This window comes from Granulicella sp. L60 (genome assembly GCF_009765825.1).
GTDB lineage: Bacteria > Acidobacteriota > Terriglobia > Terriglobales > Acidobacteriaceae > Edaphobacter.
This window is the reverse complement of record NZ_LMUR01000018.1, coordinates 1,286,196-1,299,003: the sequence shown is the minus strand read 5'-3', so window position 1 is coordinate 1,299,003 and position 12,808 is coordinate 1,286,196. Positions and strand designations below refer to the sequence as shown.

13 protein-coding genes are annotated in these 12,808 nt (G+C 61.6%); 10 read left to right on the top strand and 3 right to left on the bottom strand.

The genetic code is table 11. The features are described 5' to 3' along the window. Positions 1 to 16 precede the first annotated feature (16 nt). The 5 genes from GSQ82_RS15720 (at position 17) to GSQ82_RS15700 (ending at position 4,835) form a co-directional block, all read left to right on the top strand. The gene (locus tag GSQ82_RS15720; protein ID WP_158793148.1) at positions 17 to 1,171 is read left to right on the top strand and encodes a histidine kinase; all 1,155 of its coding nucleotides are present in this window, start codon (positions 17 to 19) and stop codon (positions 1,169 to 1,171) included. Then, on the top strand, positions 1,168 to 1,884 hold the full coding sequence (locus GSQ82_RS15715) for a response regulator transcription factor (RefSeq protein ID WP_158793147.1): 717 nt from the start codon (positions 1,168 to 1,170) through the stop codon (positions 1,882 to 1,884). Before GSQ82_RS15720 ends, GSQ82_RS15715 begins: the two co-directional genes overlap by 4 nt. A gap of 101 nt (positions 1,885 to 1,985) precedes the next feature. Then, positions 1,986 to 3,467, top strand: a complete 1,482-nt coding sequence (locus GSQ82_RS15710; RefSeq protein WP_158793146.1) for an outer membrane beta-barrel protein — start codon at positions 1,986 to 1,988, stop codon at positions 3,465 to 3,467. 289 nt (positions 3,468 to 3,756) lie between these two features. Then, a complete protein-coding gene (locus GSQ82_RS15705) occupies positions 3,757 to 4,437 on the top strand; it encodes a DUF4339 domain-containing protein (RefSeq protein WP_158793145.1) in 681 nt (226 codons plus the stop codon). Continuing rightward, on the top strand, positions 4,434 to 4,835 hold the full coding sequence (locus GSQ82_RS15700; protein WP_216847098.1) for a DUF2752 domain-containing protein: 402 nt from the start codon (positions 4,434 to 4,436) through the stop codon (positions 4,833 to 4,835). The genes GSQ82_RS15705 and GSQ82_RS15700 overlap by 4 nt, the downstream gene beginning before the upstream one ends. An 88-nt stretch (positions 4,836 to 4,923) precedes the next feature. Here the strand turns inward: GSQ82_RS15700 and GSQ82_RS15695 are convergent, their stop codons facing one another. Then, the gene (locus tag GSQ82_RS15695; protein ID WP_158793144.1) at positions 4,924 to 5,451 is read right to left on the bottom strand and encodes a polymer-forming cytoskeletal protein; all 528 of its coding nucleotides are present in this window, start codon (positions 5,449 to 5,451) and stop codon (positions 4,924 to 4,926) included. A 326-nt stretch (positions 5,452 to 5,777) separates the two neighbouring features. On the opposite strand from GSQ82_RS15695, the gene GSQ82_RS15690 reads away from it, so the two are divergent. Together GSQ82_RS15690 and GSQ82_RS15685 are read left to right on the top strand one after the other, a co-directional pair. Beyond that, positions 5,778 to 6,530 (top strand): hypothetical protein, encoded by a 753-nt coding sequence (locus tag GSQ82_RS15690; RefSeq protein WP_254061675.1) that lies wholly within the window; start codon positions 5,778 to 5,780, stop codon positions 6,528 to 6,530. Between the two features lie 110 nt (positions 6,531 to 6,640). Continuing rightward, positions 6,641 to 8,347, top strand: a complete 1,707-nt coding sequence (locus tag GSQ82_RS15685; RefSeq protein WP_158793143.1) for a SulP family inorganic anion transporter — start codon at positions 6,641 to 6,643, stop codon at positions 8,345 to 8,347. A 416-nt stretch (positions 8,348 to 8,763) separates the two neighbouring features. Here GSQ82_RS15685 and GSQ82_RS15680 read toward each other — a convergent pair whose 3' ends face one another. Continuing rightward, entirely contained in the window at positions 8,764 to 9,216 is a 453-nt protein-coding gene (locus GSQ82_RS15680; RefSeq protein WP_158793142.1) for a CBS domain-containing protein, read from the bottom strand. 48 nt (positions 9,217 to 9,264) lie between these two features. Here GSQ82_RS15680 and GSQ82_RS15675 point away from each other — a divergent pair, with 48 nt between their 5' ends. After that, positions 9,265 to 9,999 (top strand): FmdE family protein, encoded by a 735-nt coding sequence (locus tag GSQ82_RS15675; RefSeq protein WP_371417214.1) that lies wholly within the window; start codon positions 9,265 to 9,267, stop codon positions 9,997 to 9,999. Positions 10,000 to 10,027: 28 nt separating this feature from the next. On the opposite strand, the gene GSQ82_RS15670 is transcribed toward GSQ82_RS15675, so the two are convergent. Continuing rightward, the gene (locus GSQ82_RS15670; protein ID WP_216847097.1) at positions 10,028 to 10,285 is read right to left on the bottom strand and encodes a hypothetical protein; all 258 of its coding nucleotides are present in this window, start codon (positions 10,283 to 10,285) and stop codon (positions 10,028 to 10,030) included. A 142-nt stretch (positions 10,286 to 10,427) separates the two neighbouring features. Between GSQ82_RS15670 and GSQ82_RS15665 the strand changes: the two genes are divergently transcribed. Both GSQ82_RS15665 and GSQ82_RS15660 read left to right on the top strand, forming a co-directional pair. Beyond that, the gene (locus GSQ82_RS15665) at positions 10,428 to 11,207 is read left to right on the top strand and encodes a CHAD domain-containing protein (protein WP_158793141.1); all 780 of its coding nucleotides are present in this window, start codon (positions 10,428 to 10,430) and stop codon (positions 11,205 to 11,207) included. 352 nt (positions 11,208 to 11,559) lie between these two features. Next, on the top strand, positions 11,560 to 12,720 hold the full coding sequence (locus GSQ82_RS15660) for a YeiH family protein (RefSeq protein ID WP_158793140.1): 1,161 nt from the start codon (positions 11,560 to 11,562) through the stop codon (positions 12,718 to 12,720). Positions 12,721 to 12,808 lie beyond the last annotated feature (88 nt).

Genomic DNA, 12,808 nt, shown 5'->3' with positions numbered 1-12,808 from the left:
CACCTATCTTATCCTTATGGGCACACGCGACAATCCGATCCCCGCTGCAAAGAGTCCCGACGAGTGGCTTGAGAAAGTCGCGCCGGAGAAGACGCGAGGCACCTTCAAGCTCTTCCTCGGCTACGCGCCCGGCGTAGGCAAAACCTACAACATGCTGAGCGAGGCGATCCGCAGGCATCAGCGTGGAGAAGACATCGTCATCGGCGTGGTGGAGACTCACGGACGCCCGCGCACCGCGGAGCTGGCCGCGCAACTGGAGCAAATTCCCCGCCGCACCATCGACTACAAAGGCGTGCTCTTCGAGGAGATGGATCTCGATGGAATCCTCGCTCGCCGCCCGCAGATTGTGCTGATCGACGAACTCGCCCACACCAACATCGAAGGCAGCATCCATCGCAAACGCTACGAGGACGTGCTGGATGTCCTCGCCGCCAACATCGACGTGCTGGCGACGATGAACGTGCAGCACATCGAGAGCGTCGCCCCCACGGTGCAGAGCGTCACCGGCGTGCAGATTCGCGAGACCGTGCCCGACTGGCTGGTGCAGCGCGCCGACGAGATCGTGATGGCCGACCTGACCCCCGAGGCCCTGCAAACCCGCATGCGCCGCGGAGATATCTATGGAATAGCACGCGCCGAAAAAGCCCTCGCCAACTTCTTCCGCCGCGGAAACCTGATCGCCCTGCGCGAGCTTGCGCTGCAGCACGTGACTAAGGCCGTCGACCGCACGCTGACCGCCTACATGGACGCAAAGCGAATCGAGGCGCACTGGGCCGTGCGGGAGCGCGTCGCCGTCTGCATCAGCGCCAACAGCTCGTCGCAGATGCTGATCGCACGCGGCGCCCGTGTGGCCGAGGGAGTCGGCGGCGAACTCTTCATCGTCCACGTCGACACGGACGAAGACCTCTCGGAAGAAGAGAAAAAAACGCTCGCCGCGAATCTGCAGTTCGCACGCAATCTGGACGCGCAGGTCTTCGTCGTCAAAGGCAAGAGCATCGCCCACGCCGCCGCGAGCTTCGTCCGCGAGAAGCGCATCACCCATGTTGTCTTCGGGCGCACCGCGATCCACGGCATCAAAAAATATCTCTATTACTGGGCAATTCAGCACTTTTTGAAGGAATCCCCCAATGTGGATGTTCACATCGTCACGCAGCATCCGGAGCGCGAATGAAGCAGAATGAACTGGAGCACCACGCAAAGATTCTCATCGTCGACGACGAGGCGCAGATCACCCGCGTCCTTCGCACGGCGCTCTCCACGCAGGGCTACTCGCTGCAGGTCGCGGCCAACGGCGTCCTCGGCATGGAGGCTGTCCACGCGTGGAAGCCGGACCTTGTGATCACGGACGTCTCCATGCCGGAGATGAACGGCGTCGAGCTGTGCCGCGAGATCCGCGCAGTCTCCGACGTTCCCATCATCGTTCTCTCCGTCCGCAATCAGGAGGCGATGAAGATCGAAGCCCTGGACGCGGGTGCGGACGACTACGTCACCAAGCCGTTCAGCATTCAGGAGCTGCAGGCTCGCGTGCGCGCACAACTGCGGCGAAAGTACGCAGCGGCAGAGACGCAGCAGCAGGTCATGAGCCTCGGCGACTTCGTGATCGATATACCGCAGCATCGTGTCGCAGTGCGCGGCCAGGACGTCCACCTGACGCCGAAGCAGTTCGACCTGCTCGTCTGCTTGGCGCAGCATCCAGGTCAGGTCCTCACCCATCGCGCGCTCCTGCACGCCGTCTGGGGAACCAACGCCGATCAGCCCGAGTATCTGCGCGTCAACATCGGCCAGTTGCGCAAGAAGATCGAGTTGTCCGATGAGCCCGCCTACATCGTCACCGAGCCGTGGATCGGCTATCGCTTTCGCCCCACGGGCAACGACGACGCATAGACATCTTTATGTTTTCTTTATGCATTCCACATAGTTTCTTTATGTCGAAGAGCATTTCATAGGAGGATGCCCGCTCGAAGGAGAGCGGCGAACTCCTATTCATGCACAAAGTATCTGCTCTTCTTCTGACTCTGAATGCAGCCACGCTCTTATGGTTTACAACCTCGGCGCATGCGCAGGACCACGCTGCCGCTTCGCCAAGCGCGAACGCATCCGAATCCGCAGCCCACGCGTCTACCCCGGATGCACCGGCACCTGAAGCAGCGAAGCCTTTCTTCATCCGCTTCTCCGACGCCTACAAGGAAGACTGGCATCCAACGCTGCCCGCCGGTCCCGATCCTGTTCGCCGGGGCTTTGCCGCACCGCTCGACTCCCCTCCGTTTCCAAGCGGTGACTACAGCGTCGGCGGAACGCCCGTCATCGGCGCGCCCGATACCCAGACCTACTCCCTGATGCAGGCGATCAACCAGAACCGCAGCCGCATGAAGGTCTACGGGTGGTTGAACGGCGGCTTCGACGTCAGCACCTCCAACAAGGGCGACGGCGCCAACTCACCCGCCGCGTACTACTACAATCCAAACCGCATCATCCCCGACCAGGAGGTGCTCTTCGTCGAGCGCCTGCCCGATACCGTACAGACCGATCACGTCGACTACGGCTTTCGCTTCGCACAACTCTGGGGCCAGGACTATCGCTACACCACGGCCAAGGGCATCTTTTCGCAACAGCTTCTCGCGCGCAATCACGAGTACGGCTATGACCCGGTCATGTTCTACTTCGACCTCTACCTTCCGCACATCGCAAAGGGAATGAACATCCGCATGGGGCGCTACGTCTCGCTTCCCGATATCGAAGCGCAGCTCGCTCCGAACAACTACACCTACTCGCACTCGATTCTTTACACAATCGATCCATTCACGCAGACCGGCATCGTGGCCAGCATCAAGCTCTCCGATCACTGGCTCGTGCAGGCCGGCTTCTCCGGCGGCAACGACGTCGCCCCATGGACGAAAGATGTAAAGCCCACCGGCACCGCCTGCGTCGACTACACGTGGCATAAAGGCGGCGACGCGCTCTATACCTGCGCCAACTCCGTCAACAACGGCGAGTACGCCTACAACAACCTGCAGGGCTACTACGAGACCTGGTATCACAAGATCAACTCAACATGGCACACCGACACCGAGACCTGGTACATGTACGAGCGAGACGTGCCGAACATCGCGGGCAACGTCGCCAACCCGATCAAGCCTGAGATTGGCGCGAACGGAGCCTTCTGCTCCTTCGGCGAGAGGACCTGCTTCGCTCCCGAGGTCGCCGTCGTCAACTATGTGGAGAAGGAGTTCAATCACAAGAACTATCTCTCCATTCGCAACGAGTTCGTGGACGACATCAAGGGCCAGCGTACGGGCTACGCCACCAAATACTCCGAGCACCTCGTAGGCTTCGGCCATTGGATCGGCAGCACCGTTCTGTTTCGGCCGGAGATTCGACTGGAGCATTCGTACGATCTGGCGGCGTACGACCTTGGGACGAAAAAGACGCAGTTCATCGCAGCGGGCGACCTTACTTACCACTTTTAAAAGACATTGTCCTGCCGGACGGGCCGCTTGCTCAGCGGGAGGTCACTTCGTGATTTATATACCCCTTCGGGTGGTCCTCCCGTTGGTCGGCAGAATGATGATTCCGACCAACGGGAGGACCTATGTCGTTTGCTCGGGCGTGACAAGGTATACGAGTCACGAAGTGACCTCCCCGCGAGCAGCGGGCCCGTCCGGCAGGACATATCCTCTCTTGTGCTAAACCAAAGTCCGTGCTTTCATCGGGGTACAGAAAATCTCGTCGCCATTGCAGCGACCCGAGGAGCTTCGCATGAACTATCAGGTCTCACGCAACGGACAGATCTACGGCCCCTACACCCTCGAAGACCTCCGCCGCTACGTCGCCTCCGGAAACGTCCTGCCCACTGACATGGCCAAGAGCGAAGAGATGTCCGAATGGCTCCCCGTCGCACAGATCCTCGGCGCACCCGCAGCCTACGCACCGGCCGAAGCCTACGCAACACCCGCCGCCTATCCAGCGCCCTCAGGCACCACCTATCCCAACCCGCCCAATCTGAACTGGGGACTGGAGCTTCTGCTCGGCTTCTTCACCTGCACACTCTTCGTTGTGGCCTGGAACCTCGTCATTGCCAGCTGGGTGAACCGCGTGCAGCCCAACAGCAAGGCGCTGATCTACTACATCATCGCAACCGTGCTTGTGCTCGCAAACCTTGGCAGCTCCTGGACCGTCCTCATCGCCATAGGCCACCACCACGCCTACCACCGAAACATCCTCGGCACCCTCATCTCCATCGCCGCCTGGGTCATGCGCCTGATCGCCCGCTTCACCCTGCGAGAGAACCTGGAGCAGCACTTCAACGGCCCCGAACCCCTGGGCCTCCGCCTGAGCGCCGTCATGACCTTCTTCTTCGGCGGCATCTACTTTCAGTACAAACTCAACGAGATCAACCAAATCAAGCAGAGCCTGATGTACCGGAACGCAGCCCGTTGATCACCCGCAGCCGCCTCGCAGCAATCACGCGGGCGGCTGCACCCCCTGCTGCCGTAGCGCTCGCCGCCGCCGTTCTGTTGCGATACCCTCCGAACCAAAGCACCTTCTACCCCCGGTGCCCCTTCTACCAGTACCTCCACCTGCAATGCCCCGGCTGCGGAGCCACCCGCGCCATCGCCGCTCTCCTACGCGGACATCTGCGCGAAGCCCTGCACCTGAACGCCCTCATCACCCTCGCACTCCCCGTCGCCATCGTCTACACCCTCGCCCACTACCGCCGACTCCTCCAGCGCAAGCCAATCCAGTGGCCCGATCCGCCACCAGCTCTCCTCTACACCGCGATCACCCTCGCCGCCGTCTTCGCCATCCTTCGCAATCTGCCTCCTCGCTTGTTTTAGCGCACACGCAAACGCAAAACGGCCCCGGAATAACCCGGAGCCGTCATACGCTTGAACAACAAAACCTACGCCGCGTCGAAGTAAAGTCTTACGCTTCGACGGCCACAGGCTCAGTGATCGGGGTTGCAGAGCCGCCCTTCAGATCCGTTCCGCCGGGCTTGCGAATGTCGATGCCGCCCTTGAAGAACGCGCCATCCTCAATCGAGATGCGTGCCGCAATGACGTCGCCCGTAAGCGAGCCTTCGCTGCGAATATCCACGCGGTCGCTCGCCTGGCAGTTGCCCCGGACCTTGCCCAGAACCACAATCTCACGCGCAACGATGTTCGCCGCGACCTGTCCATTGCGGCCTACCGTCACACGATTCCCCGGCAGGTTGATCGCGCCTTCCACTTTGCCGTCGATGTACAACGACTCCGAGCCAGTCAGTTCGCCCTTGACGATCAGGGACTTGCCGATAGTTGCCTGTTCGCCGGTCGGCACCGCAGTCGCGCTGGTGCTTGAGCCGACGGTCGCAGGACGGGTTGGGCTCGCCTCAAAAGTCGTTACAGGCGTCGAAGGACGCACCGGTTCAGGAGTCGAGGGAGAGTTGCTTCCAGTCTGATTCGGTTTCCACATATTCTTTAATATCCTTTCGTGCTGCTTTCAGATGTTCCCGCCCGGGGCTGTCGCACGCGCCACCACAACGGCAGCACGCATTCTTTCCACGATACTACTCTGCAACCCATGCGAATCACCTTGTGTTCACAATCTATTCCACAGTTTTTGCACCTATTTGAATACCTGCGAATATCTTTCCCCCTTCGACGCATTTTCTTCCGCCAATCCTCCGTTTTCTTCCCCCTCAAAAGTGTTACGCCACCACGGACTTTGCCGCATAAAAAACCCTGTGCGTCGGATAGCATGGCATTGACCACAAAAATTCGCACGCGAAAGCTCCCCCATTGAGTTCGAGTCCGCCCCTGCCAAGTCCGCCCCCGCAACACCTGAGCCTGCAACGCCTGCACCTGCCACGCACCCTCCGTGTCCTGCTCCTCTTCTGCGCACTCGCCGCTCCCTCCGCCCTCCTCGCAGCCGTCCCCAAAGTCCACACCGTCACCCTCGGCCCCTTCCGCAAAGTCCCCTACACCCAGCCCGACGCCACCCCCGACACCAAAGCCGACGAGACCTCAACCTTAAAAATCCGCCCCCTCTTCGTCGATGACCGCCAGAAAGAGTGGACCACCGGCGAGATCCACGACATCACCGACCGCACCTTCACCGTCCGCCGCGCCCTCCGCCTCAACGACGCCCTCCCCAACGCCACCGAACCCCACTGGATCTGGCAGCCCGGCCCCTGGCTCTCCGTCGACCGCCTCACCGGCCACATCACCGCCCTCCACCTCCCCGACTTCGACGCCACCGTCTCCGATGTCGTCTGGTTCCGCGACTACGCCGCCTACTGCGGTACCGCCTCCACCGCCAAAGGCGGCCTCTACGCCGTCGTCGCCCAGCTCGGAGCACGCCGCCCCGTCGTCCAGAAACAGATCGGCAAGTGGCCCGACACCGACCACTTCATCCCCGTCTGCCAGCCCGCCCAGTGGCAGCGCCTGCCCATGCGCGTCACCCTCAAACCCACCGGCGGCGACCCCACCACCTACGACGTCGTAGGCTCGGCCTCCATCATCGAAGACGGCGACTCCTCCGACGACAACTAGCCCGCTCTAAAAAAACGCCGCAAACTTTTTGATATAGCATTCAGCATCAATCGGTTTCGCCGGCGCACCTGTTCCTCCACACCGCCGCGAAACCGCGCAGGAGCCTTCATTTGCTGAGTCTGTTCCAGGGCATTCGCCCCATCAAGCGAGCCAGCGCACTCCGCGACACCCTCGCCGGCATCGCCCTCGCCGCGATGAACATCCCCCAGACCCTCGGCTACACCCGCATCGCCGGCATGCCCATCGTCACCGGCCTCTACACCCTTCTATTCCCTCTCCTCGCCTTCGCGGCCTTCGGCTCCTCCCGCTACCTGGTCGTCTCAGCCGACTCCGCCACCGCCGCCATCCTCGCCGGCGGCCTCAACGGAATGGCGCCCGCCGCCAGCGCCCGTTACGTCGCACTCGCCGGACTCGTCGCCCTCCTCACCGCCCTCTTCCTCCTGCTCGCCCGGCTGCTCGAGCTCGGCTTCATCGCCGACTTCCTCTCCCAGACCGTCCTCGCAGGCTTCCTCACCGGCGTAGGCTTTCAGGTCGGCATCGCCGTCCTCGGCCAAACCCTCGGTATCCAGACCCACTCCCGCAAAACCCTCGTCGCACTCGCCGAAGTCTGCCGCGGACTCCGCACCATGCACCTCCCCACCCTGCTGGTCTCCGGCTCCGTCTTCGCCTTCGTACTCCTCCTGCGTAAGTTCGCCCCCCGCATCCCCGGAGGCCTCCTCGCCGTCGTCGGCTCCATCGCCGCCAGCGCCACATGGAACTTCGCCGGCCACGGCATCGTCATCATCGGCCCCGTCGCCGGCGGCCTGCCGCATCTCAGCTTCCCCGACGTCCACTGGGACGACATCCTCCCCCTCGTCTCCGTCGCCGCCTCCTGCGCCGTCATGATCCTCACCCAGAGCGCCGCCACCTCCCGCGTCTACGCCGAACGCCACCAGCAGACGCTCGACGAAGATCAGGACCTGCTCGGCCTCTCAGCCGCCAACGCCGTCGCCGCCCTCAGCGGAGCCTTCGTCGTCAACGGCAGCCCCACCCAGACCGCCATGGTCGAATCCGTAGGCGGCAGCAGCCAGCTCGCCCAGGTCTCCACCGCCGCCGTCGTTGCACTCGTCCTGCTCTTTCTCACCCGGCCCCTGCAGTACCTTCCGCAGTGCGTGCTGGGAGCCCTTGTCCTCCTCGTCGCCGTCCGTCTCATCAATCTGCGCAGCCTGGAAGCGATCCGCCGCGAGAGCCCCGCCGAGTTCGCCCTCGCCGTCATGACCGCCGTCGTCGTCGTCGCCGTAGGGGTAGAGCAGGGCATCGTCGTCGCCATGATCGTCTCGCTCCTCCGCATCGTGCAGCACAGCTACCACCCCCGCACCGGCGTCATGATGCTCGACGCCGACGGCACCTGGAAGCTCATCCCCACCGCTCCCCACACCGTCACCGAGCCCGGACTGGTCATGTACCGCTTCGGTGCCGCACTCTTCTACGCCAACGCCAGCCGCTTCGCCAAGGAGGTCCTCGAACTCACAGGCCAGGCACCCTCCGCTGTCCGCTGGCTCGTCGTCGACGCCGAGGCCATAACCCACCTTGATTACAGCGCCGCCCGCGTCGTTCTGGAGCTTCAGAAAAACCTGAAGTGTGCAGGCGTCGAGCTGGGATTCGCGAGGCTTCCCTGGGATACAAAGGAAGACTTCAACCGCCACCACGTCGCCGAGGTCATCCCGCCCGCGATGATCTTTGCGCGATTACATGACGCTCTTGATGCCTTCTCAAAGCTTCCTAAAGCTAATGTCCTGCCGGACGGGCCGCCTGCTCGGCGCGAGGTCACTTCGTGACGCGTATACCTTGCCGTGGCGCAACGAGCACCCTACTCCTCCCGCTGGTCGGAATCCAAAGCCGACCAACGGGAGGCCCACCCGAAGGCGTACAAAAGTCACGAAGTGACCACCCCACGTGCAGTGGGCCCGTCCGGCAGGACAAGCATCTGCCATGTCAAGCCCCCAAGCAACGAAAACCCGCGCCAGTCGCGGAGATTCACGTTGCGTACTAGTTACCGTCCACCCGCTAGAATAGAACTAGAGACAAAAAAGAAAGGCCCGGCGCACAAGCCGGGCCTTATCTCCTTTAGAAACAAATTTTTAGCCGTAACTCATCTCGAATGAAATATTTACAGACACCAAAATGCGCAAATATTTGCAAATAAACCACTTAGCAAGGGGTACCCCCAAGGGGAGGGGTACCCTGCCATCGCCTAATTCGACACCGAACCGGAGATATACGCCTCAAGGTGCTGAATAATCGACTCCTGCTCCGTGATCACCCAGTTCACCAGGTCGCCGATCGACACCATCCCAATGATCGCGCCGGCCTCCACCACCGGCAGATGCCGTATCCGGCTCCGCGTCATCAGGTGCATGCACTCACCCACCGTCTGGTGCTGTGTCACCGTGATCACAGGGCTGCTCATAATCTCCGAGACCGGCGTCTCCTTCGAGGACCGGCCCTGCAGGATCACCTTGCGGGCGTAGTCGCGTTCGGAGATGATGCCCAGCAACACGCCAGACTCCACCACAGGCAGCGCGCCCACCTGCTTCTCCGCCATCATCTCGATGGCCTGGTAGACGGACGCATCCGGTGCCGTGGACACAACCCGTCCACTCTTCTGCTTCAAAAGCATGCTGATGGTAGTGGCATATTCACTCATCAATCACCTCGGGCCTCGAATAGTACCGCCGGTATCTGGCATGGTCAAATGCAATCGCAGCGCGCCACAACCCGTCAGCAGTATCATCAACTTATGCAGACCTTCGACGCCCTCCTCCGCGAAGCCGAGATCGCCCACGGCCACCTCTGCGCTGGACAGATCCTCGGAGTCCGCATGGCCATGCTCGGCTGCGAACGCCTCGGCGTCCAGGACCCCAAGGGCGCCGACCGCAAGCGCCTCGTCACCTTCATCGAGATCGACCGCTGCGCCACCGACGCCATCGCCGTCGTCACCGGGTGCCGCCTCGGCAAACGCGCCATCAAGTTCCGCGACTGGGGAAAGATGGCCGCCACATTCGTAGATCTCACTGCGCACCTCGCACCGCACGGTGACACCCCGGTCTACAAAGCCCTCCGCATCGCCGCCCTCGAATCATCGAAGCAACGCGCCCGCGACCTCTTCCCCCACATCGAAAACAAGAACGAGCAACAGATGCTCGCCTACCGCGAACTACCGGACGAAGACCTCTTCAGCGAAGAGTGGGTCAGCGTTCCTATCCATCCCCGCGAGATGCCAGGCTACAAGTCCGCACGCATCACCTGCGAACAGTGCGGCGAAGGCATCAACTATGACCGCGAAGTGCGCCGCAACGGACAGATACTCTGCGCCGGTTGCGCCTCACCCGAGAGCCGCTACTACCAGCCGCTCACACCGGAAGAGAGCGGCACAAACAGCAAGGCCGGCGTGGAGACATCTCCGCAACCGGCCTGCGAACACTGCTAACACCGAACCGTGATCGCGTCAGCCGTCCTTACCAACGGCGGCGATAGTCATTGTGATACACCGGGCGATGCCATCCATAGTAGCCAGGCGCATAATAACCGGGCGCGTAGACACGCGGAGCATAGTAGCGAGGAGCGTAGCCATACGCATAGTGCGGATGACCGAATCCCACACCAACGACCACCTGGGCATCTGCCTTCGCCGGAGCGGCCAACGCAAACGCACCCGCCAGTAAGCCAACCGTTGCACCCTTCAGAATCATCGACTTCAAGTTTGCGATCTTCATAACGACCTCCTACCTACATCTCACTGAACCCCCGTTCCTAACCACGGTTGCGCGCAACTTTCTACCGCGACTGTGTTGCAGCCCGAACGTCGATACACGAAATATGCATCTCTTAGAACAAGCACCTGTAAGGATCCGATCTATGCCGCAACCTGTTATCACGCTCCTTCGCCACGCTCTGGATCTCAAGGCCGCAATGGCCGAATGTCTGGACGATCCGAAGCCAAAGCCCGTTCACCACCTTCGCTCCGCAACCCGCCGCATCGAGGCTGTCCTCGAACTCCTCACTGCAACTGCTGATCTGCCTCAAGCGCCGAAGCGGACGAAGCAGCTCAGGCAGGCAATCCGCAAGATCCGACGCGCCGCCGGAACAGTCCGCGACCTCGACGTCCACCGCGACATCCTCGCCCACTACAAGGCAGTCAACGACGCAACACAGCTCGACAAGGATCTCGCCCCCAAGCGAGAACGAGCCGCAACCAAACTGCAGCAGCGCATCCTCGACGACCAGCACGAGATCCGCCGCGCCCTTGAACGCCTCGAAACGACGCTGGCTCCCGCCGCCGATCTCAACCTCAGTGGCGCAGCTCTCGCCGACAACGCGCAGAGTTGGCTCGCTAACACCATCAAAGGCCTCGATCCTCACCACGACGACCAGCTCCACACCATCCGCAAGGCCTGCAAGACCGCCCGCTACATCGCAGAGATCGGCGGCGAGACCTCCAAGTCCGCAGCGAGAGTAGCCAAACGCCTGAACGAGATACAGCAGACCACCGGCGACTGGCACGACTACCTGCTCCTGCTCGACCGCGCAAACCGCCATCTGCCAGCCAACAGCCTGCTCATCGAGAAGATCCACCGGAAGACTGGCAAGCTGCGCCTACAGGCAGAATCGAAGGCCAACCGTCTAGCCACAGCCTGATCCATCCATCCTGCCGCGCCAGCCGCATTGGTGTACACTTATGCTCACCATGACGGTCTCCCGCCAACTTGCGACCTTGCACCTCATGTCCACCCGCTGTTGTTGTAGCTAGCTCTTCCTCCGCACCGCTCTCTTCCCAACCATTCGAGTCATAGCCACGCACTCGTCGTGCGTACCTTCCTCTCTTCCGGAGACCGCTCCATGTCCACTCCTCGCACCCGTCTTTCTACCGATACCTGGGCCGTCCTCCTGTCGCTCGCCCTCGCTCTCCTTGTCCGCGTCGGCCTGGTCAAGTCCGTTCCCTGGTAAGCAGCGCCGCCAGTACCCTAACGTCCGCACCAAGGAGATCTCCATGGCCACCCCAGTCGAACTACCCGACCTCCGCACCGAATATCCGCCCCACGCGCCCGGTCGTAGTCCTGCCGAACGTTCCACCATTCTCGGACTGCTCCCAGGCATCGCGCTGCTGGCCGTCGTCGGCTACGCCGGCAAGTTCGTCGAACACTTCATCAACACCTATGGCAAGACGCATCACCTCGTCTTACCAAATATCGAGTACGTTCTCTGGGCGATTCTCTTCGGCATCCTGATCTCCAATACCGTCGGTCTTCCGCACATCTTTCGCGCCGGCGTCGCGACGTACGAGTTCTGGCTCAAGGCCGGGATTATCCTGCTCGGCGCGCGCTTCATCCTAGGAGATATCCTCAAGCTCGGCGGCATCTCGCTCCTGCTCGTCTTCATCGCATTCGCCTTCTCGCTCACCTTCATGACGTGGCTTGGCCGCACCTTTCACCTAGGCCCACAGCTCACCACGCTTCTTGCGGTAGGTTCCAGCGTCTGCGGCGTCTCCGCCATCATCGCCACGCAAGGCGTTATCGACGCCGACGAAGAGGACTCTTCGACTGCGATTGCTGCGATTCTTGCGCTGGGAGCGATCTCACTCTTTACCTTCCCGCTGATCGGCCATGCCCTGCATATGAGCGACCGCGCCTACGGCCTGTGGGCTGGCCTGGCCGTGGACAACACCGCGGAGGCCACAGCCGCCGGCGCCCTCTACTCCGATGCCGCAGGCAAGTTCGCCGTGCTCGCCAAGACCTGCCGCAACGCCCTCATCGGCTTTGTCGTTCTGGCCTATGCGATTCAGTGGGCGCGCAAGGGCCTGGCCAGCCGCGCCGCTACTGCGCAGCTCGATAATAAGGCGGCGTTCCTATGGAAGAAGTTCCCCAAGTTCGTTCTCGGCTTCCTCTTCATCTCCTTGCTCGCTACGCTCGGCTCTTCGGCGAATCCTTCCCTCGCTGCCATCGGGTTCAACAAATCTCAACTCCTCGCTCTAGGGAATCTAAGCCGTTGGGCCTTCCTGCTCACCTTCGCCGGAGTCGGCCTTCGAACCAACCTGAAAGATCTCTTCAAACAGGGAGCACGGCCTTTCCTCGTCGGAGCCATCGGCGAGATAGCTATCGCTGCCATTACGCTGGCACTGGTGCTCGGAGTCGATCACTTCTACCATCTTTAGCGAACACGCATAGGAACATAGCAATCCATTCTTCACGGCGGGAAACGAAGTTGCGTGCGTATAACACTCCAACACACGTGCATTCATC